Origin of the sequence: Paracoccus sediminicola (genome assembly GCF_027912835.1) — a bacterium.
Taxonomy (GTDB): domain Bacteria; phylum Pseudomonadota; class Alphaproteobacteria; order Rhodobacterales; family Rhodobacteraceae; genus Paracoccus; species Paracoccus sediminicola.
Map to the genome: position 1 here is coordinate 2,532,937 of NZ_CP115768.1, position 21,956 is coordinate 2,554,892.

23 protein-coding genes and 1 pseudogene are annotated in these 21,956 nt (G+C 60.6%); 7 read left to right on the forward strand and 17 right to left on the reverse strand.

Translation table 11 applies throughout. The features are described from left to right. Nucleotides 1-135: 135 nt before the first annotated feature. The 9 genes from PAF18_RS12450 to PAF18_RS12490 form a co-directional block, all read right to left on the reverse strand. Nucleotides 136-480 (reverse strand): RidA family protein, encoded by a 345-nt coding sequence (locus PAF18_RS12450; RefSeq protein WP_271116027.1) that lies wholly within the window; start codon nt 478-480, stop codon nt 136-138. Next, on the reverse strand, nt 477-1,631 hold the full coding sequence (locus PAF18_RS12455) for an NAD(P)/FAD-dependent oxidoreductase (RefSeq protein ID WP_271116028.1): 1,155 nt from the start codon (nt 1,629-1,631) through the stop codon (nt 477-479). The genes PAF18_RS12450 and PAF18_RS12455 overlap by 4 nt, the downstream gene beginning before the upstream one ends. Beyond that, on the reverse strand, nt 1,631-3,022 hold the full coding sequence (locus tag PAF18_RS12460; RefSeq protein WP_271118129.1) for an FAD/NAD(P)-dependent oxidoreductase: 1,392 nt from the start codon (nt 3,020-3,022) through the stop codon (nt 1,631-1,633). Before PAF18_RS12460 ends, PAF18_RS12455 begins: the two co-directional genes overlap by 1 nt. Next, nucleotides 3,019-3,312, reverse strand: coding sequence for a (2Fe-2S)-binding protein (locus PAF18_RS12465; RefSeq protein ID WP_271116029.1), 294 nt, complete (start codon nt 3,310-3,312; stop codon nt 3,019-3,021). The genes PAF18_RS12460 and PAF18_RS12465 overlap by 4 nt, the downstream gene beginning before the upstream one ends. Continuing rightward, complete coding sequence (locus tag PAF18_RS12470) at nt 3,305-4,423, reverse strand: NAD(P)/FAD-dependent oxidoreductase (protein ID WP_271116030.1); 1,119 nt, start codon at nt 4,421-4,423, stop codon at nt 3,305-3,307. Before PAF18_RS12470 ends, PAF18_RS12465 begins: the two co-directional genes overlap by 8 nt. Continuing rightward, nucleotides 4,420-5,220 carry an ABC transporter permease gene (locus PAF18_RS12475; RefSeq protein WP_271116031.1) on the reverse strand — a complete coding sequence of 267 codons (801 nt, stop codon included), beginning with the start codon at nt 5,218-5,220 and terminating at the stop codon, nt 4,420-4,422. The genes PAF18_RS12470 and PAF18_RS12475 overlap by 4 nt, the downstream gene beginning before the upstream one ends. Next, on the reverse strand, nt 5,217-6,068 hold the full coding sequence (locus PAF18_RS12480; protein ID WP_271116032.1) for an ABC transporter permease: 852 nt from the start codon (nt 6,066-6,068) through the stop codon (nt 5,217-5,219). Before PAF18_RS12480 ends, PAF18_RS12475 begins: the two co-directional genes overlap by 4 nt. After that, the gene (locus PAF18_RS12485) at nt 6,065-7,132 is read right to left on the reverse strand and encodes an ABC transporter ATP-binding protein (RefSeq protein ID WP_271116033.1); all 1,068 of its coding nucleotides are present in this window, start codon (nt 7,130-7,132) and stop codon (nt 6,065-6,067) included. The genes PAF18_RS12480 and PAF18_RS12485 overlap by 4 nt, the downstream gene beginning before the upstream one ends. A gap of 74 nt (nt 7,133-7,206) precedes the next feature. Further along, a complete protein-coding gene (locus tag PAF18_RS12490; RefSeq protein ID WP_271116034.1) occupies nt 7,207-8,235 on the reverse strand; it encodes an ABC transporter substrate-binding protein in 1,029 nt (342 codons plus the stop codon). A gap of 108 nt (nt 8,236-8,343) precedes the next feature. Between PAF18_RS12490 and PAF18_RS12495 the strand changes: the two genes are divergently transcribed. Next, the gene (locus PAF18_RS12495) at nt 8,344-8,751 is read left to right on the forward strand and encodes a LysR family transcriptional regulator (protein WP_271116035.1); all 408 of its coding nucleotides are present in this window, start codon (nt 8,344-8,346) and stop codon (nt 8,749-8,751) included. Between the two features lie 241 nt (nt 8,752-8,992). On the opposite strand, the gene PAF18_RS12500 is transcribed toward PAF18_RS12495, so the two are convergent. Further along, nucleotides 8,993-10,396, reverse strand: coding sequence for an aminotransferase-like domain-containing protein (locus PAF18_RS12500; protein ID WP_271116036.1), 1,404 nt, complete (start codon nt 10,394-10,396; stop codon nt 8,993-8,995). Between the two features lie 120 nt (nt 10,397-10,516). Between PAF18_RS12500 and PAF18_RS12505 the strand changes: the two genes are divergently transcribed. The 4 genes from PAF18_RS12505 to PAF18_RS12520 are packed head-to-tail and all read left to right on the forward strand — an operon-like array spanning nt 10,517 to nt 14,772. Further along, nucleotides 10,517-11,815 carry a hydroxymethylglutaryl-CoA reductase, degradative gene (locus PAF18_RS12505; protein ID WP_271116037.1) on the forward strand — a complete coding sequence of 433 codons (1,299 nt, stop codon included), beginning with the start codon at nt 10,517-10,519 and terminating at the stop codon, nt 11,813-11,815. Nucleotides 11,816-11,850: 35 nt separating this feature from the next. Next, nucleotides 11,851-12,894 carry a TRAP transporter substrate-binding protein DctP gene (dctP, locus tag PAF18_RS12510; protein ID WP_271116038.1) on the forward strand — a complete coding sequence of 348 codons (1,044 nt, stop codon included), beginning with the start codon at nt 11,851-11,853 and terminating at the stop codon, nt 12,892-12,894. Nucleotides 12,895-12,898: 4 nt separating this feature from the next. Further along, on the forward strand, nt 12,899-13,459 hold the full coding sequence (locus PAF18_RS12515; protein WP_271116039.1) for a TRAP transporter small permease subunit: 561 nt from the start codon (nt 12,899-12,901) through the stop codon (nt 13,457-13,459). Beyond that, on the forward strand, nt 13,459-14,772 hold the full coding sequence (locus tag PAF18_RS12520; protein WP_271116040.1) for a TRAP transporter large permease: 1,314 nt from the start codon (nt 13,459-13,461) through the stop codon (nt 14,770-14,772). The genes PAF18_RS12515 and PAF18_RS12520 overlap by 1 nt, the downstream gene beginning before the upstream one ends. 77 nt (nt 14,773-14,849) lie before the next feature. Here the strand turns inward: PAF18_RS12520 and PAF18_RS12525 are convergent. Continuing rightward, nucleotides 14,850-14,990: pseudogene (locus tag PAF18_RS12525) on the reverse strand (IS5/IS1182 family transposase); the annotation flags it as partial. Nucleotides 14,991-15,052: 62 nt separating this feature from the next. Here PAF18_RS12525 and PAF18_RS17510 point away from each other — a divergent pair. After that, nucleotides 15,053-15,295 carry a MerR family transcriptional regulator gene (locus PAF18_RS17510; protein ID WP_353620660.1) on the forward strand — a complete coding sequence of 81 codons (243 nt, stop codon included), beginning with the start codon at nt 15,053-15,055 and terminating at the stop codon, nt 15,293-15,295. Nucleotides 15,296-15,434: 139 nt separating this feature from the next. Here the strand turns inward: PAF18_RS17510 and PAF18_RS12535 are convergent, their stop codons facing one another. The 6 genes from PAF18_RS12535 to PAF18_RS12560 form a co-directional block, all read right to left on the reverse strand. Next, nucleotides 15,435-16,745, reverse strand: coding sequence for a TRAP transporter large permease (locus PAF18_RS12535; protein WP_271116041.1), 1,311 nt, complete (start codon nt 16,743-16,745; stop codon nt 15,435-15,437). Then, nucleotides 16,745-17,245 (reverse strand): TRAP transporter small permease, encoded by a 501-nt coding sequence (locus PAF18_RS12540; protein WP_271116042.1) that lies wholly within the window; start codon nt 17,243-17,245, stop codon nt 16,745-16,747. The genes PAF18_RS12535 and PAF18_RS12540 overlap by 1 nt, the downstream gene beginning before the upstream one ends. A gap of 67 nt (nt 17,246-17,312) precedes the next feature. After that, nucleotides 17,313-18,314 (reverse strand): TRAP transporter substrate-binding protein DctP, encoded by a 1,002-nt coding sequence (gene dctP / locus PAF18_RS12545; protein WP_434802220.1) that lies wholly within the window; start codon nt 18,312-18,314, stop codon nt 17,313-17,315. Nucleotides 18,315-18,354: 40 nt separating this feature from the next. After that, nucleotides 18,355-19,002 (reverse strand): 3-isopropylmalate dehydratase small subunit, encoded by a 648-nt coding sequence (gene leuD, locus PAF18_RS12550; RefSeq protein WP_271116043.1) that lies wholly within the window; start codon nt 19,000-19,002, stop codon nt 18,355-18,357. An 11-nt stretch (nt 19,003-19,013) separates the two neighbouring features. Next, nucleotides 19,014-20,411, reverse strand: coding sequence for a 3-isopropylmalate dehydratase large subunit (gene leuC, locus PAF18_RS12555; protein WP_271116044.1), 1,398 nt, complete (start codon nt 20,409-20,411; stop codon nt 19,014-19,016). A gap of 155 nt (nt 20,412-20,566) precedes the next feature. Further along, nucleotides 20,567-21,340 (reverse strand): GntR family transcriptional regulator, encoded by a 774-nt coding sequence (locus PAF18_RS12560; protein ID WP_271116045.1) that lies wholly within the window; start codon nt 21,338-21,340, stop codon nt 20,567-20,569. Between the two features lie 103 nt (nt 21,341-21,443). Between PAF18_RS12560 and PAF18_RS12565 the strand changes: the two genes are divergently transcribed. Further along, the gene (locus PAF18_RS12565; protein ID WP_271116046.1) at nt 21,444-21,935 is read left to right on the forward strand and encodes a nuclear transport factor 2-like protein; all 492 of its coding nucleotides are present in this window, start codon (nt 21,444-21,446) and stop codon (nt 21,933-21,935) included. The last annotated feature ends 21 nt before the right edge of the window (nt 21,936-21,956 follow it).

Here is a 21,956-nt window from a genome sequence, read left to right on the forward strand (position 1 = left end):
CGCCGCAGCCTATCGCACATCAGAAATCGTCAGACGACCACGGCTTCACCATGCTGTCGAGGCGTAAAGTCACCTTCCAGAGTTCCGTGCGCTGGCCGCGTGACCATGGCATTGACTGGCTTTACCGCAGCCTTGTCAGCGGGCTGCGCTCACGACGATCTCGATCAGGACATCCTGCCCGAGATCAGAGACACCGATCGTCGCGCGCGTGGGCAGATGCTCTGCTGGGATCCAATCCAGCCACGCTTCGTTCATACCATCTTTCTGCGCAAAGTCGGTGATGTAGATCATAGCCGTCACAAGGTTTTCCTTGGCAGAACCAACCTCGGCCAGCAGACTGTCGAGCTTTTCACAGATCTGCTTGGTCTGCCCTTTCATGTCCAGGCTCAGATCGTCGGCAATCAGTCCCCCGAAATGCAGCATGCCTGCGGCCTCTACGACGCGATGATTGATCTTGCTTGGTACGTAGCGCTTGATCATTGTTGTCCCCCTTGGCTGCGACGGTGATTTTCGAATCGGTCAATGGCAAATGCGGTCAGGTCGGTCTGGGTCGCGCCCGTGGCAATCAGCTCTGACATCGTTTCGCCAACGGCGGGGCCCAGCTGGAAGCCATGAGCGGAAAAGCCGAAAGCGTAGAAAATGCCTTCATGCCGCTTCGATGGGCCGATCACCGGGATCTCGTCGGGCATGCAGCCTTCGATACCCGACCAACTTCGGATGATCGTTGCTTCGGCCATGATCGGAAAAAGGCTGATCGCCGTCTCGGCGGTCAGATTGAGCTGAGAGAACAGGATTTCCGACCTGTTCCGCGCCGGATCAGCGATGCCGCGCCGGCCGCCGCCGATGACAACAGTGCCATTTGGCATCTGCTTGAAGGAAAGCGGTCGGCCGGCCGCCCCGACCACGGCGTCGCAGAAATGGGGCAGCCGGGCAGTGACGATCATCAGGGGCGCTATGCCCCGAACCGGAGCATCTTCGCCGAGCTGGGCGGCAAGTGCGCCAGACCAGGCCCCGGCGCAGACCAGCAGTTTTGACGCTCGAATGATCCCTGAGGCTGTCGTGACCAGCCAACCCGTGCCGTCTTGTTCGATCCTCTCGGCTGCAACGTGCTCGATAAACCGAGCGCCCAGCTTTTCGGCCTTTCGCCGAAATGCGGTCGTCGCCCAGAAGGGTTGCGCGAAGCCGTCATCCAGACAGGCCAGGCCACCGACGGCGTGATCGGCAACCGCCGGAAGCAATTCGCGCAGCTGAGCGCGGTCCAGCAGGACTTCGTGCCGGAAACCCTGCATTTCCAGCGCCTCGGCACGCTCGGAGAGTTTTGCGAGCTCCGCCTCGTTTTCAGCTACCTTGATCTGCGGGGCAATCTGAAAGCCGGTCTCGTCATCCAGCAGAGAGCCGATCTCATGCCAGATTTCCATGGAGCGGACCGAAATGGGCACCTCGGCAAAGTCGCGCCCCAGCCGTCTCACCCCGCCGGCATTCACGCCCGATGCATGTCGCGCAACACTGTCTTTTTCCAGCACCGTGACGGACATGCCGCGTTTCGCCGCGAAGAATGCAGCGGCGCAGCCGTGGATGCCGCCTCCGATGATCAGAAGGTCCGGCGACGCAGATTCCGTCGGTCCGGTCATTAACCGACAGCCTTATCAGGGGAAGCGCCGTCATAGGCGGCCAGCTCGGATAGCTGCAAAGGCTTCAGCGGCGGGCGGATGCGATAATAATCCACGTCCTCTGGCGGCTTTCCCGTGCGCTGAGAAATGACCGATGCGACGGCCAGGCCACAGACCCGGCCCTGGCACGGACCCATGCCGGTGCGAAGGAACGATTTCACCTGATTTGGTCCCGGCGCACCATCATCCACGGCTTTGCGGATCGCGCCCGCCGACACTTCCTCGCACCGGCAGACGATCGTTTCATCCGCAGGCGACAAGACCTCAGAACTGGGCGCATAGAGCTTTTCCAGGAAAGGTCGCACGCTTGCCTCGCGCTTCAACTGACTTTGCAGGCTGTCGATACGCTCATTCTCGACGTGACCGGCTTCGGCGGCAATCAACAGACCGACGAGACGGCCTTGCATCTCTGCCGACGCAGCGCCTTCGATGCCTGCTCCGTCACCGGCGACGAACACCCTCTGAATGCTGGTTTGGCGACGCTCATCCAAAAGCGGTCGGAAACATTTCTGGCTGTCATCCCAAAAATGGTCGCATTGCAGCAGTCGGGTAATCTGCTGGTTCGGGACTACGCCCTGATGCAGCGCAATCGTTGAGCTGGCGATGTGGTGCGACCTACCCCGGCTTTCGAAGCGCACGGCGGTCGCCTGGCTGTCGCCCTCAATGCGGATATTCGTCGCGCCCGAATGATGCGGAATACCGGCGCGCCGCACCTTGCGCATCATCGAGAGACCCTTGCGCAGATAGCCCGGTGCCGCCAAGGAACCGAAAAGTTGCGGCAATAAACCGAGCACATGCCGGGGTGGTGTCGTCTCGACAATGGCTTTTGGCGGCGTTTTGGCATCGACCAGCTGGGCGGCCAGCAACCACAGAAGCGGCCCGGCGCCGACCAGCACGGCATCGTCGTAAACGACGCCGGATCCCTTCAGCAGGATCTGAAGCGCACCCACCGTCGTCACACCCGGCAATGTCCAGCCCGGAACCGGCGATGGCCGCTCGAGCGCGCCGGTCGCGACGACGACGCTCCCGGCGAGAATGCCGAAAGAGCGACCGCCTTGCGAGAATTCGACGCGCCGGTCAGAGCCGATATTCCACACCGTGCTGCACGGCCGATAGTCGATCCCTGCCGTTTCGCGAAATGCGGAAACCAATGCTTTTCCCTTGGCGTAGTCAGGGCCCAGGATATCCAGTCTCTTTTGTCCGACGCTTTCCACGGACCGATAGATCTGGCCGCCCGGCGCCGGATTTTCGTCCAGAACGACCGCCGACAAACCCTTGCCCGCCGCCTCGATCGCGCAGGCCATACCGGCCGGTCCGGCGCCGATGATGACAATATCTGACCTTTCGCTCATAGCGCGACCTCCACGCCGCCACGCTGGCGTTTGACCGAAATGCCATCGGCCACCGGAGTCATGCAGGCCTGCCTGTTCTGGACCCCGTCGATTTCGACCAGGCAATCGAAACAGGCGCCCATCATGCAAAAGACTCCGCGCGGCTCGCCGCTGACCACGCTGTCGCGCAGATGCCGGGTGTTCGCAGCGGCCAGCGCGGAGGCTACGGTATCTCCGGGGCGCGCCGTCACTGGCTGGCCTTCAAACAGGAAGGTGATCTGCCCTTCTATATCATCGATCAGGCTAACCATTCGTGAACCTCCTGGCAGAAAACGCGTCGAAATCAGAGCCGAGCCCATTGCCCGCAATGGCGGCTGCCAAAGGCCCCGCATGAACGGCAGCCAATGTCACACCGGAATGGCAGTTGATCGTGAATGCGCCGGGTAGCTCTTCGGATTGCTGATAGATCGGAAAGCCATCCTTGCTGAGCACCCTTACGGCGCCCCAGGACCGCACGACGCGCAGCTTTGCCAGCGCCGGAAAGCAGCGGATCGCATGCGCCGCGACATCGGACATCACGCCAGAGCTCGAGGCCGTGGAATAGCCCGTGTCTTCATGGCTGTCCCCGATCATGATGGTGCCTTCGTTGGTCTGGCGAAGAAGATGGGTCGGCAACGGCAGAAGACGCTCGGCGCGCTCTGTCACCAGGATCTGCCCCTTTTCCGGGTGGATCGGCACATCCATGCCCAGCATCGGCCCGAGCGTCGTGTTGCCATGCCCGGCGGCCATCACCACCTTTGCGCTGCGATAGCTTCCCGCTGCCGTGGTAATGCGGAACCCGTCACCGTCCTTTGCAACCTGCCGGACCCCGGCATCTGCATGATATGTCCCTCCGCGCTTCGCTATGCCGCGATGCAAGGCGCGCAAAAGAAGAAGCGGATTGGTGTGGCCGTCATGCTTGCAATAGGAGCCCGAGATCACGTCGGGGCCAAGTCCGGGAAGCATCTCATCCAACTGTTGGCGATCCAGCATCTCGGCACCGTAGCCCGCCGCGCCGTTGACGTTATGCATCCTCTTGTGCTGATCACGGATGCGGGCATCGTCTTCCTCGGTCAGCGTGAAATAGAGCCCTCCCGGCTTTTCGTAATTGGGCGATATGCCGGTCTCTTCAGCAAGCCTCTCACTGAAATCCGTCCATAGATCGGCGGATCGCCGTGTCCAGCGCGCGTATTCGGACAGGCCGTCTCCCTTTGATTGCACCCAAACCAGCCCGAAATTGCCACGCGATGCACGAAGCGCAACATCGCCTTCGTCCAACACGGTGACACTATGGCCGTGATCGAGGAGGCCCCATGCGATCGCCGCCCCGACGAGGCCGCCGCCGATAACGACGACATCAGCGGTCTGGCTGTCTCCGCTCACCTTTTGCCCTCCCCGATCAATAGCCTGTCCAGGCCATAAAGCCGGTCGACGAAGAGCATCAGGATGACAGTAAATGCAATAGCGACCGCAGAAATCGAGGCGACGAGCGGGTCGGTCGTCTGCGAAATATGCGAGAAAAGCCTCACCGGTAGCGTCGTTGTCGACGGGTTGACGATAAAGACGGTCACGGTCAGCTCATCAAAGCTGGTGATGAAGGCCAGCACCCACCCCCCGATCACGCCGGGAAGGATCGCCGGGAAGGTGATGCGCCGAAACACGGTCCAGCGACTTGCACCCAACGAGGTCGCAGCCTTTTCGACCGATTGGTCAAGCCCGGTGACCGCGGCCAGCACGAGGCGCAGAATGAAGGGGGTGATGATGATCGCGTGGCACAGCATCAGCCCGAAAAACGTGCCATTCAATCCGACCAGGGTCAGAAAGCGCAGAAACGCGATGCCCAGAACCACGGTCGGCACCATCAGCGGCGACAGGAACAGCGATTGCAGCGCGTCCCGCCCGGGGAACCGGCCGCGGCCAATCGCGAGTGCCGCAGGGAGCGAAAGCAATGTCGCGACCGTTGCTGAGACGAAGGCCAGCTTCAGACTGACCCAGGCGGCAGCAATGAAATCCGGGTGGTCCCAGATCTCGCGGAACCAACGCAGGGAAATGCCGCTTGGCGGGAATTCCAGAAACCCCGTCGGTGTGAAGGACACCCCGATCACGACGATGATCGGCGCCAGCATGAAGAGCGCGAAAAGCACCGAAAACAGGCTGGCAAAGATACCGTTCGTTTTCACTCGAACACCTCTTTGTAGCGCCGTTCGACAAGCCGGTTCCAACTGATCATCACGATCATCACGGAAAGCAGCAGCAGCATCGCGATGGCTGCGCCAAGCGGCCAGTTCAGCGTGTTCATGAACTCGTCATAGACGGATGTGGCCACCACCTTGACGCGTCGTCCTCCCAGAATTGCCGGCGTCGCAAAGGCGCTTGCAGACAGCGAAAAGACGATGAGCGACCCCGAAAGCACACCGGGGATGACCTGCGGAAAGACAACCCGGCGAAAGACCGTGAACGGCCCCGCCCCCAACGATTCCGCCGCCGTTTCCGTCGCCGGGTCCTGACGCTGGAGCGAGGCCCATACCGCCAGCACCATGAAGGGAATCATCACATGGACAAGGGCCAGGACGATCCCGCCGGAGGTGTACATCATGCGGATGGGTCGCTCGATGAGGCCAAGATCGGTGAGGAAAGTGTTGATTACGCCTTTATTGCCGAGAAGGATGGCCCAGCCAAGCGTTCGCACCACAACCGAAATCAACAGCGGGCCAAGCGTGACCAACACCATGATCGATCGCCAGAAAGGCGTCATCCGGTTCAGGAAATAGGCCTGCGGCACTCCGATGATGGCACAGATCACCGTGGTGGCGAGGGCAATGGCGAAGGTGCGGCCGAAAATCTCGTAGAAATAGGAATCGCCAAGCACCTCGCGGTAATTGGCAAGCGACATGTCGCTTCCGATGCCGTCGTAGAAATCGAAGCTGTTGAAGCTGAGTAGGAAGGTCATGATCAGCGGTGCGATCAGAAGCACCGCGAACAGGATCAGTGCCGGCGCGCTCAGCAGCCAGGGGCGTTGACCGGTCATGTCCGCGCGACCTCTGCCTCAAGCGGAAGGATGCGCAAATGCGCGCTGTCCCAGCGCAGGAAGACCCTGTCGCCCACGGCAGCCTCCTGGCGGCCGACATTGCCCCGCGAAACCAGCAACTCTCCCAGATCGGTGTCTACTTTCAGCAGCCATTGACTACCCAGAAAAACCCGCTCGGTGACCTGTCCCGGCAGTCCGCTGCCAGCGGCGTCGATGTTTATACGCTCCGGCCGCAAGGCGATCTCGACCGGTCCTGGCGGCAATTCGGTCGATCCCGCGCTCAGTGAGACGCCGTTGCACACGATTTCTGAGCCTTCTGCGGAACTGGATTTCAATTCGGCCCGGAGATTGTTGCTTTTGCCCAGAAACCCCGACACGAAAGAGGAGGACGGAGATTCATAGACATCGAAAGGACTGGCCTCCTGACGAAGTCGCCCGTTTTCCATCACGACCACAGAGTCGCTAAGCGCCAGCGCCTCGGACTGGTCATGCGTCACCATGACGGTGGTCACGCCGGCCTCTTGCTGGATGCGGCGCAGTTCCAGCTGCATTTCCTCGCGCAGCTTGGCGTCCAGATTCGAGAGCGGCTCATCCAGAAGCAGCAAGGCCGGTTCGATCACCAGGGCGCGGGCCAGTGCAACGCGCTGCCGCTGGCCGCCGGACATGGCCAAAGGGTAACGATCGGCCAGATGGCTCAGGTGCACAAGGTCCAGACTCTCGGTAACGCGGCGGTCGCGTTCAGCCTTGTCCACCTTACGCATTTCCAGCCCGAAGGCGACGTTTTCGGCTACCGTCATATGCATGAACAGCGCATAGCTTTGAAAAACGATGCCCAGACCGCGCTTGCGGGCCGGAACGCTGGACAGATCCTTGCCGTCCAGCATTATTTTACCCGATGTCGGGGTGGTAAAGCCGGCGATCATTTGCAGGGTCGTGGTCTTGCCGCAACCGGACGGACCCAGCAGAGATACGAAGCTGCTTTTCTCTACGCTCAGATCGAGATCTTCGACAGCAGCAATCCGGTGATAGTGTTTTGTCAGCCCCTGAAGCTCAAGGAATGCCATGGAACAGCCCTGCCTTATGATTGAAAAAGCCGGTAGCCGCGGCGCCTCTGCGCCGCGGCGGTGAGACAAAGGCGTTAACGCTCGACCTCGCGCGCCCAACGGGCAGTCCACTCCTGACGGGCGGGATTGATCACATCCCAATCCACCGCCAGAAGATCGTCGATCTTGTCGCCATAGGGCAGCACCTCTGCCAGCTCGGGCGGCAATTCGGATGTGGTGTTCACGGGGCCGGCGCCCATCGCATCCCCGATCCTGACCTGGATTTCCGGGTCAAGAAGATACTGCATGAAGGCCTGCGCCTTTTCGGGCACGTCGCTGTCGACAACCGGGCAGGCCGCCAGCATCAGCGCGACCGCGCCTTCCTGAGGATAGGCGAATTTCGCCGGAAAACCGGTATCGGCCAAAGACTTCGTGCGGCCCGAACCCCAGATCGAGAGCGCGATCTCCTCGGACTGGAACAGCTCCGACATACGACCCGAAGATGGCTCGAAGACCAGCACATTCGGGCTAACATCATTCGCCATCGCTTCGAATCCAGGGTCGATGTTATCCTCCCCGCCCCCATTCAGTCGGGCCATCATCACGAGCGTGTGCAGCCCATATGTGTTCGAGATCGGCGGCACAGAGAGAATCTGCTCGTATTTCGGATCGGCGAGATCCTCCCAGCTCTTCGGAGGCTCCCAGCCTTCGCGTTCGAACCATTCCGCATTGTAGGCGAACCCGGTGGCGACAAAGCCGACGCCGACAGCGTTGTCGCTCAGCCGAGCAATGTCGTAGATATCAGCATAGACCGGCGCATCTTCGATGGGGGCGCAGAAGCCCAGCGCATCGGCCTGATACATCGGCCCGTCATCCAGAATCACGACGTCCAGCTCCTGCGCGCTCTGCTGAGCCTGGAGCCGCGCAAGGTTCTCGGTGGAGTTTCCGGGCACGAAGGTAATCGTGACGTCGTTGGCCTCTTCGAACTGCGGTATGATCAGTTCCTTCATGAGTGTCTCGAACGATCCTCCATAACCCCCGACAGTCAGCACCTCCTGCGCGGAGGCAGCCCCGGATGTCGCGGTCGTCAGGATCGTGGCGAGCAATAGCTGGCGCTTGTTCATCTGGTCTCCCTGTCATCTTGTTGCCGTCCGCTTGATTAGGCGGCGCAAGGTCACCGGATACAATTGAATTTAGTTAACAGATCCATTCCAAACGGTTATAACCGCTGCATGGCACGCCCCAATATCCGGCAAATCGAAGCTTTCAATGCCGTCATGAAAGGCGGATCTATCAGCAAGGCGGCGGAAACGCTGTTCGTCAGCCAGCCTGCCGTAAGCAAGATGATTCGCGCCTTCGAGGATGCGTGTGGCTTCAAGCTTTTCGTGCGCGCATCCAGCCGGATCCGACCAACGGCCGAGGCCCGCCGGCTGTTCATGGAAACAGAGAAGCTCCAAGCCGGAGTCGCCCGAGTCGAAAACACCGCCAAGGCCATACGCGGTCTGGAACGCGGAGACCTGGCCGTCGTCGCCTTCCCGGCGCTGAGCTTTCGAGTGCTCCCACGGGCAGCAGCGCAGTTCATGCGCGCTCACAAGAATATATATCTCTTCAATATCAAACAAAGCTTCGAGTCCGAATGACGGCGCTGATCCCGGCAGAACGTCTGCAAACCTCCCACTGTCGCTATCGGTGAGCGCACCGTCCCATATGGATCACGGCCAGAATATGCGCCTCGCCGACATTAGCGATCCTTTCGGGCTGACCGGCGCGCGGACGGTGCGACCGAAGCCCGTATTTACTTAGCCGGATCGGCGCCTCCTGCGCCTTTTGTGACAAGCATCCGTCAACACCGAAACAGGCGACAGATTCCCAGCATGTCCTTCAGCCTCGCTTGGCAGAGGCAACCACATCGTCGCGCAGAAAGCGGGAAAAGCGGGGATCATCGGCATACCCAACATTCAGCCGCAGGAAACCGCGCGAGTCGCGGTGACCTTCGGGCATGAATATCGTGCCCGGGGCAAGGAAGATGTCGCGTTCAGCCGCGCGGCGGGCTAGTTCCATGTCGTCGATGCCAGCCGGCAGCTCCAGCCAGGCATAATAGCCCCCGCCCGGATCGACATTCAGCCGCAATCCCAGCTCCTGCGCGGATTGGCGCAGTTGTCCGGCGCCTGTCATGATGCGCCGCCTCAGCCGGCCCAGATGGCGGCGATACGTCCCATCGGCCAGCACCGCGTGGACGACGCGCTCCGTGTGGCCGCAGCTGTTCACCACTGTCAGCATCTTCAGCGCCTGCAAGGGCTGGACCAGGGCGGGCGGGCCGGTGACATAGCCTACGCGCAATGTTGCCGACAGCGTCTTGGCGAAGCTGCCGACCAGCAGGACACGCTGCAACCCGTCAAGTGCCGCCAGCCGCGTCGCCGAAGGCGGCAACAGATCCCCAAAGATGTCATCCTCGACAATTGTCAGCCCCAACTCCTCAGCCACGCGAAGGATCCGATGCGCGGTCGGCAGGTCAAGCGACGAGGCGGTCGGATTATGCGCCAGAGATTGTGTAAAGAACAGCCGCGCGCCGCTGGATCGGGCCGCGCGGGAAAGCTGCGCCGGATCGGGGCCGTCGGGCGTTCTGGCGACGGGGATCAGGCGGGCACCTGTCAGTTTCAGCTTCGCGAACAGCGGATAATAGCCCGGGCTTTCGACCAGCACGGGATCGCCCGGACGCACCATCTGACGGATGATCAGGTCGAAGGCATGGTTACCACCCAGGGTCAGGACGACGCTTCCCGGATCGACCGGGATCGACCGCTCCGCGAGCATCCCGGTCAGTGTCTCGCGCAGAGGCAGGAAACCGGCGGGCGCGTCGTAATGCTGACCCGAGCTTCGGCCTGGACCGTGAATGGCCTGACGCAGATGACGGGTTGCGACCGCGCCGTCGATCCAGCCGGCGGGCGGACGCCCTTCACCGATACGCGTGCGGAACCGGCGCTCCAGTTGCTCCGACAGCAGGGTGGCCGCATCGACCGCCTCCTGCAACCGCGGGCGGTCGGGCGGCTGCGGGGCCCCGTATTGTCGACGGATATAAAAGCCGGATCCGGGCCGCGCCTCCAGAAGGCCGCGTGCGACCAGATGGTCATATGCCTCGACCATGGTGTTCTTCGAGACGCCGAATTGCGACGCTGCCTGACGCAGCGAAGGCAGGCGCGCGCCGACGGCCACTGCGCCCGAACGAATGCGGCCCTCTAGTTCGGCAATCACCCGTGCCGACAGCGTGCCGCGCGCATCAGGCATCGGAACTGTCCCCCTGAATAGACCGGTACAGTCAACATGATTATGGAAGAATTGTACCTTGATGCAAGGATACAATCTTGTTGAACTCGGTTTTCAGCGCGACCTCTGGAAAGAAATTTCATGTCATATCCTGCGAACGGACCCAATTCGCGTATTGCCAATATGCGTGCCATGACCCCTGCCCAGCGCCTTGCAGCCGTCGGCGATGCAGCCGGTCTGTCGCCCGAAGATCGTGCGCTGCTGCAGGCTTCGAACGCGCTTCCTATGCAAACCGCGGACGGCATGATCGAGAACGTGATCGGCCGACTGGAATTGCCGCTGGGTGTGGCCACAAATTTTACCATCAATGGCGTCGACCGGCTGATCCCCATGGCGGTCGAAGAACCGTCAGTTGTCGCCGCCGCCAGCTATATGGCGCGGATCGCACGCGATTGCGGAGGCTTTCACGCCTCGACCACCGATCCGGTCATGCGCGCTCAGGTGCAGATCCTTCAGATTGCGGATCCACATGGCGCGCGCCAGCGGATTCTTGCGGCGCGCGATGAGCTGGTCGATGCCGCGAATGGCCGTGACAAGGTGCTGGTCGGGCTTGGCGGCGGCTGTCGCGACATCGAGGTGCATGTCTTTGAAAAATCCCGGCGCGGTGCGATGGTGGTGGTGCACCTGCTGGTCGATGTGCGCGACGCGATGGGGGCGAATACCGTCAATACCATGGCCGAATTCCTGGCGCCCCGGCTGGCAGAGCTGGCTGAAGGTACCGCACGCCTGCGCATTCTGTCGAACCTCGCCGACCGGCGATTGGCGCGCGCCTGGGTTCGTGTCACGCCGCAGGCGTTGACCACAAGGACAATGCAAGGTGCCGAGGTGATCGAAGGTATACTGGATGCGCAGGCATTGGCAGAGGTCGATCCCTATCGCGCGGCGACGCATAACAAGGGTATCATGAACGGCATCGACCCGGTGATCGTTGCGACCGGCAATGATTGGCGCGCAATCGAAGCCGGGGCGCATGCCTTCGCCGCACGCGATGGCTGCTATACATCTCTGACAACATGGGAAAAAGACCGCGACGGCAATCTGATCGGAACGCTTGAGATGCCCATGGCTGTCGGAACCGTCGGCGGTGCGACCAAGACGCACCCGATGGCCGCGGCATCGCTGAGGCTGGCTGGCATCGGCTCGGCCGCCGAGCTCGCCGAAATCGCCGTCGTCGTCGGTCTGGCGCAAAACATGGCCGCCTTGCGCGCGCTCGCGACCGAGGGAATTCAGCGCGGCCATATGGCCCTTCACGCCCGCAATATCGCCATCGTTGCCGGTGCGAAGGGGGAGGAAATCGACGAAATCGCCCGCCGGCTTTCTGCCGATCACGATGTGCGCGTCGAACGCGCGCGTGACATACTGGATGCGCTGCGCAGGTAATGCCTGATTATCAAGGATCATAAAGGGAGGACATCATGACCATTCGCCTGACCCGCCGCGGCTTCGTTGCCACCGGCCTTGGAACCGTCGCTGCATCGGCACTTGCCGCGCCCGCCTTGTCGCAAGGCGCCGACAAAGTGACCTGGAAGATGCAGTCCCTGTGGGATGGCGGAACCACGCCACAGACCTATGAGGACATCTTCGTCAAGCTCGTCGCGGAAAAGACCGGCGGGGCTTTCGAACTGAACCTGTTTTCGGCCGGGCAAATCGTGCCGCCCGCGGAATCCTTCGACGCTGTGCGCGGCGGTGCGTTTGAGCTGATGAAGACTTTCGACGGCTATTCCGCCGGCAAGATCCCTGCCCTTGCCTTTACCAGCACGATCCCCTTCGGCTATCTGAAATCGGAAGATTACAGTGCCTGGTTCTATGATAATGGCGGCATCGACATGGCGCGCGAGGCATACGGCCCTGCCGGCCTGCATTACATCGCGCCCACCATTTATGATCAGGAGCCGATACATTCCAAGGTCGAAATTCGTACCCTGGGCGATCTGAACGGCAAGAAGGGCCGCTTTACCGGCCTGGCATCCACGGTGATGAGCGCCTTCGGCGTTGCGGTCAGCCCACTGCCTACGGCAGAGGTTTATTCGGCGCTGGACAAGGGTTTGATCGACATTGCCGATCGGGGCGATTTGCAGGCCAATCTGGATGCGGGCTTGGGCGAGGTGGCAAGTTTCATCATCCTGCCCGGCGTCCATCAGCCGACCACCGCAACCAGCTATGTCGCAAATAGCCGCGCGCACGACGCACTTCCCGAAGACTTCAAGGTGGCATTGGCGGAAGCCGCGAAAGAGGTTTCGGACGCCTATCAGGAAAACAAGGCCAAGACCGATGCATCGGCGCTGGAGACCTTCAAGGCTGCGGGTGTCGAGGTGATCGAATTGTCCGGCGACGATGTCAGCGAAGGCCGCGCCAAGGCGTCAGAGGTCTGGCGCGAGGCGACAAAGGACGATCCGCTTGCCGTGAAGATCCTTGAATCGCAGATGGCGCAGATGCGAGATCTGGGACTTCTGTCGTAACGCTGTGGCGCAGCACTATCAGAACCTTCCCGCAGGTGTCGCGGCCTATACAAGGGCCGTGACCGGCGTCAACCGGGTGCTGTTCCGCGTGGCCGGGCTCGCCATGATGCTGATCGTGCCGCTTATGCTGTGGGCGGTGCTTATGCGCTATCTCTTCAATGCGCCCTCACCTTGGGCGATGGAGCTGGCGCTGATGATTTTCGGGCCCTATTTCCTGCTAGGCGGGCCCTATCTTCTGCACACGCGCGGTCACGTGAACATGGACCTGATCGAACGAAGCGCCCGGCCCCGGACGCGACGCGTCTTCCAGTTGCTGAACTATCCGATCATCATCGCCTTCTGCTTCATCCTGTTGATCTATGCCGTACCCTTCGCCATCGACAGCTTCGAGTATCGCGAGACGTCATTCTCGACCTGGAACCCGCAGATTTGGCCAGTGAAGCTGGCAATCCCGGTGGCGCTGCTGCTCATGGGTATGCAAGCGCTCGCCGAATGGTTGCGTGTAATCTTTGGCGACCCCACCGCGCTGATCCGCCACAATCATGATGCCGAGGAGATGCTTTGATGTCGCCGACGCTGATCCTGGTTCTGATGTTCGGCGGGCTGACCGCGTTCCTGCTGACCGGCTTGCCCGTCGCCTTTGTGCTGGGCGGGCTTTCGGTGCTGTTCACCGTGCTTTTCTGGGATGCGAATGCGCTTGTCCTGCTGATCCTGCAAATCTTCGATACCATGAAGTCCGAGGCATTGCTGGGCATACCTCTGTATATCTTCATGGCGGTTCTGTTGCAGCGGTCCGGCGTGATCGGCGATCTTTACCGCGCGATGGAGCTGTGGTTCGGCCGGTTGCGTGGCGGGCTGGCCATCGGCACGGTCGTCATCTGCATCCTGATGGCGGCCATGACCGGCGTCGTCGGTGCCGCAGTGACGGCGATGGGGATGCTGGCACTGCCGGAAATGCTGCGCCGGGGCTATGATGCGCGGCTGGCGACGGGGACGATTTGCGCGTCGGGCACGCTGGGGATCCTCATCCCGCCCTCGGTGCTAACGATTGTCTATTCGGTTACGGCGCAGGTCAGCATCGGCAAGATGCTGATCGCGGGGATCGTGCCGGGATTGCTGCTTGGCGGGCTCTACATCCTTTACATCGCAGTGATCTGCCGTCTGCGGCCGGACATGGCCCCCCTGCGGGACGAGGCGCCGAATGCCGGACGGGCCGAAAAACTGGCCTCTCTAAGGACGCTGATCCTGCCGACGGCGATCATCGTGATGGTGCTCGGCTCGATCTTCTTCGGCATTGCAACGCCGACCGAGGCCGCAGCAGTTGGTGTCGCGGGCGCGGCCCTTGCAGCCGGGCTGCGCGGCACCCTGAAATGGCCGATCATCAGCGCCGCCTGCACGGAAACGATGACGGCAACCGCCATGATCCTGTGGATCACGCTCGGCGCGAAGGCCTACGTCGCGATCTTCACCGGGCTGGGAGGGGCGGATACGCTGCTTGGCCTTATCGGGGCGCTTCAGGTTAATCGCTATATCATCCTTGCGATGATGATGGTCCTGCTGGTCTTTCTGGGCACGGTACTGGACGAAATCGGGATTATCCTGCTGACCGTGCCGGTCTTCATGCCCATTGTACAGCATCTGGGCTTTGACCCGATCTGGTTCGGTATCCTCTTCGCGCTGACGATTCAGATGGGCTATATCAGCCCGCCCTTCGGCTATACGCTTTTCTACATCAAAAGCACGCTGCCTGCGCATATCGGCATGGGCACAGTCTATCGCGGCATCCTGCCTTTCTTCGCGCTGCAATTTATCGGGTTGTTGATCTGCACGGCCTTTCCCGGCCTGATGACATGGCTGCCGGGGCTGATGGGACGATAGGACACCTCGTCGCTATTGCGTGCTCATTAACCTCGATCTGCCAGAACTCGGCTCATCCCCACGCGTGTGGGGAACAGTTTGAGGCCCGGACTGGACGCCGTTCGGTGAGCTTTCATGTCAGTGGCGTAGCTCATCACCGTCGTCTTCTCGACGTGCTCGGCAGTCAGTCCCACAGTCGTCTTCGCGCAGATGCCTTTCTCGCTCCAACGCCTCCAACGGCATAGGCTCTTCCAATATCGGAGCATTCGCAGACAGTCTTGCTGAGTCGCTTGGCCGTCAGATGAAAGTTGCGTTCGATCCAGAAGAGCGCAAGTCCTTGCGCCGCTTCAGCGCGACCGAGGCCGCCGAAGTGCTGCGCGTTAGTACCTCGAACCTGCGCAACCGCCACAAAGATGGCAGCTTCGCAGACGTTCACGCTGACGGTCGCGGTCATAGGTTCTACAGAGCCGAAGAAGTTGACGACCTCCGCAACATTTTGGCGCGGAATGGCAAGAATGCTGACGCGCACAAACCTGGCTGCTGAGACAGCGACCGTCTTCAGGTCATTTCGGTCGTGAATTTCGAAGAACGCCCCTTCAGTGGAGCGTACCTCCGGCAGCGACACAAGACAGAAAGTTTTTCGCAAAACCGCCGACGGCCGTCCTCTTAGCCATCGGCCAAGCTTACATCATGCCTGGTAGCCAGGTGGCAATGCCTGGAAAGGCAATCATCAGACCGACCAGCAGCATCGAGCACAGGATGAACGGGATCGCCGCCATGTAAATCGTCCGCATCGATGTGCCCGGCGGAGCGACGCCCTTCATGACGAAGAGAAGCAACCCGAGCGGTGGTGTCGAAAAGCTGATCTCCAGAGCCAGAAGGACAACCACACCAAACCAGATCAGGTCGAAGCCCAGGGTTTCCGCAAGCGGAAAGAAGAACGGCACGGTCAGCATCATGATGCTGATTTGCTCCATGAAGGTTCCAAGGACGAGAAGGACCGCAAACATCGTTAACAGCATCAGCACCGGGGAGAGCTCCAGCCCTATCGCCCATTGGATGAGACCGCTCGACGCACCGGAAAATGCGAGAAGCTGGCTGAACGTCGCAGAACCGAAGACGATCAGATAGGCCATCAGCGTAACCTTCAGCGCGCCGACGACGGATTCCTGGAATGCCGTGAAAGTCAGGCACCTGAAGATCACCGCCAGCAGGATCACCCCGAGCGCGCCGAAGGCGGCTGCCTCCGAAGGCGTTGCGAAGCCGGACAGCATCAGCGCGATGATGATCGCCATGACGCTGATCATGGGCAGGATGTCGCGCAGCACAAGGATCAGCTTTTCCCCTGCTGGAACGGCCTCCAGCGAATAGGCGGGTGCCGCGTCCGGGTCGATCCGTGTCTGAATATAAATGGTCAGCATGTAAAGCCCGGCCAGAACCAGCCCTGGGACGATCCCGGCAATCAGCAGCGCGCCGATATCTATTCGGGCGAGCGTACCCAGAAGCACAGCAAGCGCGGATGGCGGGATAATGATCGCTAGACCGCCCGTCCCCAGGATCGGCCCTATCGCCATATGTTTCTTATAGCCGCGCCGCTCCATCTCGGGGACCAGCAGCGAGCCCATCAGCGCCGTCGAGCCCATCGATGACCCGCTGAGAGTTGCGAAGGCGGTGCCTCCCGCAACGGTCACATAGGAAAGCCGGCCCGGCACGCGTCCCATCAGCCTGTCGATGGCATTGAACATCCGCATCCCCAGCCCGGTGCGAAAGAACAACTCACCCATCAGAAGGAAGAGCGGAATCGGCACCAGAGCGAAGCTCGACAGCGCGCCGAAGCCGTTATCCAGCATCTGGATCACGCCGGAGCCGCCGCCCATGAAATACCACGCGCCGACGACATTCGCGGCAAGAAATGCCATGGCGATTGGCGTACCGATGGCCATGAGAACCAGGATAAGGCTCAGCAGGAACGCCAGCGCGAGATACCATTCCATTATTCCTGGAACCCCGCTTCACCGGTATGAAGGATCTCCTTGCCGAACACGAAGCGGGCGAATTCGATGGCCATCAGCGTGAAACTGATCGGAAAGGCAATCGTGAGTATCCATTTCGGGACGAAGAAGGCACGCACATCATAGTCACTGCGCTCGATATTCATCAGCACAAGCTCCAATCCTTTCCAGGCCAGAACCAGGGAAGTGATGGTGCAGATCGCGGCGACGAACCGGCTGAGGATATTCAGCGCCGTTGGCGACAATACGGATGTGAGCAGTTCGATATGAACATGGCCTTTTTTGCGCACAAGCCACGGCGCCCCGAGCAGGGTCAGATAGAACATCGCATATTCCGTGGAGAGGAAAAACCACGCTGAGGGCTGCGCACCGAGATTGCGGATCACCACGGCAAGCACAATAGCCACCAGCAGCCAGACAAGCATAAGACCGGCAAACACCGCCATGCCGTTGAGGATGCCCAGGTAAATTCGGTTCAGCATGCCCTGCGTCTATCCCTTCCTGCATCAGGCGCGTGACCGGCGCGCCTGATCTATTCGTTACCAAGACTCAGAGATCGTTGAACTTTTCGATAAGTGCGTCGTAATTTTCTAAACCCGAGGGGTGGCGCTCCATCTGGGTTCGCATCCGCTCCCAGGTGGCGTCGCGTGCGGCGTCCGAATAGCGCTGTGCAGCGTCGCCTTCCAAGGTGATGACATTCATTCCCTCGCCTTCAAGCTCTGCACGCTGCTCCTCCGCCAGAGTCTCGAACCGCTCGGCGCTCGTCCGTTCGTGTTCAATCGCGACTTCCTGAATGATATTGCGCGACTCCTCGGTGAGACTGTTCCAGCTATCCAGGTTCACGATCACGCCCATATCTGTCGAGAAGAAGGGTGGGTCGATCCTGTAGTTAAGGAAGTTATCCCATTTGAGGTCCTTAAGCCCGATTTCGGTCCAGCCAGTGGCATCGACGACTCCGCGTTCCAGCGCGGAATATACATCCGTTGTCGGCATGCTGATTGGCTGAACCTCAAGATAATCCTTGAAGAAGGCATCATAGACCGGGTTGCTGCGAAGCTTCAGCCCCGCCGTGTCCAGATTGCCCTCATCATCTAGCTTCGGCTCTTCGATCATATAGAGATTGTAACTGACCCCACTATCAAACCAACCCAGGTAATAGACGCCCATCTTTTCCTGGTGAATCTGGTTTAGCAGGTCGATCCCGCCATTCTCGCGTGCATAGATCGCGTTGGTGTTCGATGCCACAAGCGCATCCCGCTCCGGGACCGTGCCAGCATAGAAGCTGGCGGCGGTATAGGCCATGTCGACGACCTTGTTACGCACTGCTTCGGGCTGTTGGGACAGCCCGATCCCCTCTGGACCGCCACGCACATCGATCTGGATCACGCCTTCTCCGCGCTCATTCACCGCATCGACGAACTCCAGAAAGCTCTGCGTATAGATGAGCGAGGTCGGAAACGCATGGACTGCGGTCAGGCGATCCTCGGCCAGCGTCGGGGTTGCGGCCAGCAGGGTCAGGCCGCCGATCATGGCTGCGATGGGGGTGTTCATCTGGTTCTTTCCTCTGTTGATATCGTTATTATGTCGGCGATCACACCCTAGGGGACGTGCCACCTTCGTTGCGGTCCTGATGGATGGGCGCGGCCCATGGAAAGGCCTCGAAACGCTCTGCGGCAAAAGTCTCGACAGCATCTGAATGTTGCAGGGTCAGCGTAATGTCATCCCAGCCGTTCAGCAGCTTTTTCCGCCAGTTGTCATTCACGGTGAACGGAATCTCCTGATCGCCGAGGCTCAGGCTCAGCTTTTCGAGATCGACCACCATCGGGCCGAGCTCGTCACCAAGCAGCGTCAGGATGACCTCCAGATGCTCCTCGGACACGGTTGCGGGCAACAAGCCGTTATTCACTGCGTTTGCCGAAAAAATATCCCCGAAACTCGGTGCCACCACACAGCGGAAACCGAAATCGACCAACGCGTAGACCGCCGCCTCGCGCGACGATCCTGCGCCGAAGTTCCGCCGTGCGACCAGCGTTCTCGCTTCAGATGCCTCAGCACGGTTCAGGATGAAGTCGGCATTCAGCGAGCCGTTTTCGTCGTGCCGGAGATCATAAAGAAGAAATTTTCCATAGCCCGATTTCCGCGGCTCCTTCATGAAGCGCGACGGAATCAGCTGGTCGGTGTCCAGCCCGTATCGAGGCAGCGGCACGGCTGGTGCCGCGATGCGGGTAAATGGCTCCATCGTTGCCCCCTCTACAGCGTCCTGACATCCGACAGATGCCCGGTGACGGCCGCCGCTGCGACCATCGACGGCGACATGAGATGCGTCCGCGACCCCGGCCCCTGCCGGCCCCGGAAATTGCGGTTGGTGGTCGATGCGCAGCGCTCACCCGATGGTACGCGGTCGCCATTCATACCGACGCACATCGAACAACCCGATTCACGCCATTCCAGCCCGGCCTCAATGAAGATCCTGTCGAGCCCCTCTTCCTCGGCCTGGCGTTTGACCAGCGAAGATCCGGGCGAGACAAGCCCCGGCACCCGGCTACGGCGACCCTTCAGAATGGCGGCTGCAGCACGCAGGTCTTCGATCCGCGCATTCGTGCATGAGCCGATAAAGACACGGTCGATCCACACATCCGTCAGTTTTTGTCCCGGTGTCAGCCCCATGTAATCGAGACTGTCGCTGATCTGCTGCGCCTTGTCACGTTCCGTCGCCGCGGCAGGATCGGGCACGGTTTCATCAATCGGAAGCGCCTCCTCTGGGGACACACCCCAGGTGACCGTCGGCGCGATCTCATCGGCGCTGATGACCACGTCGCGGTCGAATGTCGCGCCCTCGTCCGTGCGTAGTTCCAGCCAGTCCTCGGCCGCTGCGTCCAGATCCGAACCCTGAGGACCCCAGGGGCGGTCCCGCAGATAGGCAATCGTCGTGTCGTCCGGTGCAACCATGCCATAGCGTGCACCGCCTTCGATGGACAGATTGCATAGAGTCAACCGCGCCTCCATCGACATGGCACGAATGGCCTCGCCCGCGTATTCTATCACATGCCCTCGTGCACCGTCGGCGCCGAGCTTGCGTATCCAGGTCAGCGCCACGTCCTTTGCGCTGACTCCGCTTCCCAAAGACCCCTCGATCGTCAGGCGCATCCGTTTCGGCCTCATCTGCCAGAGAGTCTGGGTCGCGAGGACATGCGCCACGTCGGAGGCGCCGATACCGAATGCGATCGAGCCGAAAGCCCCATGCGTCGAAGTATGGCTGTCACCGCACACCATCAGCAGCCCAGGCAGGGTCAGCCCCTGCTCCGGTCCGACAACATGCACGATTCCCTGCCTCGGATCATCAAGACCGAAAAGATGGATTCCTTGGCTGGAGGCATTGTCGCGAAGCTGGCGCACCATGTCGAGAATCCGGGGCTCGCTGTTTCTGCGCAGATCGGTGCGGATGGTCGGCACGTAGTGATCCGCGACGCCAAAGGTCAGGTCAGGGCGCACAACCTTTCGTCCACGCTCTGCGAGGGCCGTAAACGCATGAAAGGACCCCTCATGCACGAAGTGGCGATCTACCCACAGCAGGCTGCGGCCATCATCGCCGCGCAGGATCTCATGCGCGTCCCATACCTTATCGAAAAGCGTCGACGGCTGTGCCATGTGCTCCTCTCACAATGGTAGCGACCCTGTCGTCAGTTCATTGGAAGCATCTCTTCGGGCAACAGTCAAATGTGTTTTCGATGACTCATTAAAATGTTCTGTGAAACCGCGGTCACTTCTGGTGAAGCCAAGAGCAGGCTCTGGTCGGATCACCGTCAGGACAGTGAGGTCCAGCTCCGCTCACCAGCGTCGCCAGTGCGAACGAGATCAAAATGGAGCCTGAACCTGTCGGGCCTGTAGAGCGCATCGAGATGCTCGATCCCCTCCCCCGATTTATCGAACATGGCCCGGGTAAGGGCAATGAGAGGTGAGCCCACCGTCACATCAAGCGCTTCCGCGACTTCCGGATCCGCCAGCACGGCCGAGATCGTCTGCGTGGCCTGGCTGACCTTGACGCCGCTCCGTTCCAGCAAAGCAAAGAGAGGTGAGGTCTCCAGATCGGCCTCGTTGTATTTCAGCGCGAAACGCTCGGGCACATGGGTGGTCAGATAACAAAAGGGTTCGTCATCTATGGTCCTCACCCGCACCGATTTCTGAACACGTGCCGACGACCCCAGTCGCAGATGATCGCGAATCTGGGCCGGGGCTGAAATATAAGCGAATGAAAGCAAACGTACGCGCGAGGCGTCGCTCATCTTTTGCATGTTCGGCAAAAGATTCTCGACGCTCGCCGTCAGCGTGGTTTTCAGGGGCTGTTCCAGAACCGTGGTACCGCGCCCCGCGCGCCTGCTGACCAACCCGGCTGCGCGCAGCGCGTCCATCGCACGGCGAACCGTCACCCGCGATACCCCGTGCTGCTCGGCAAGCCTGACCTCGCCCGGAAGTTTTTCGCCGGGCGAAAGTCGCCCACTTTCGATGGCGTCCTTGAGAAGCAGGTAAATTCTGTGCGCCTTGCTGCCTTCGGTCACCGACGCTCTAATCTCGTTCACTGGCTTGTCCCGCTTGATGGTCTTGATTGCCGTTCCTCTCGATAAACCGGGTTGACGGACATGAACAGGGAAAGGATATTAATTGTATCTTCTATAGTACATATTGCTGTGTGGCGAAGTGCCGTTAAGCCTGCACGAAGGACGCAGGGCCTTGGGAGGACAAATTATGCCGGGAGAGGTCATCACAGATCGCTACGCAGCAGGTGTCGAAGCGACAGCATGCGGACCCGCCGCGCCGGAAGCGATCGTGCGATCATTTCTCGCACTTATGGAGGCGCGCGAGCTTGGTGAAGCCGAGCAGCTTCTCGGCCCCGGCTTCACAATGCAATTTCCAGGAAGCCCGAAGATGACACGGCTGGAAGAATTGGTCGCCTGGGCCGGCAGCCGCTACCGCAGCATCCGGAAAAACATCCATGCCTGCGATGTCAGCCCTTATCCCGATCACAGCGTGATCGTCTGCCACGGCACGCTGTCTGGGGAATGGAATGACGGCAGCGCCTTCGAAGGCATTCGCTTCATCGACCGTTTCGAGCTTCGCCACGGCCTGCTGACCCGGCAGGATGTCTGGAACGACCTCACGCTCGTTTCGCGCTAAGATCAGTGCATAAAGAGGAAC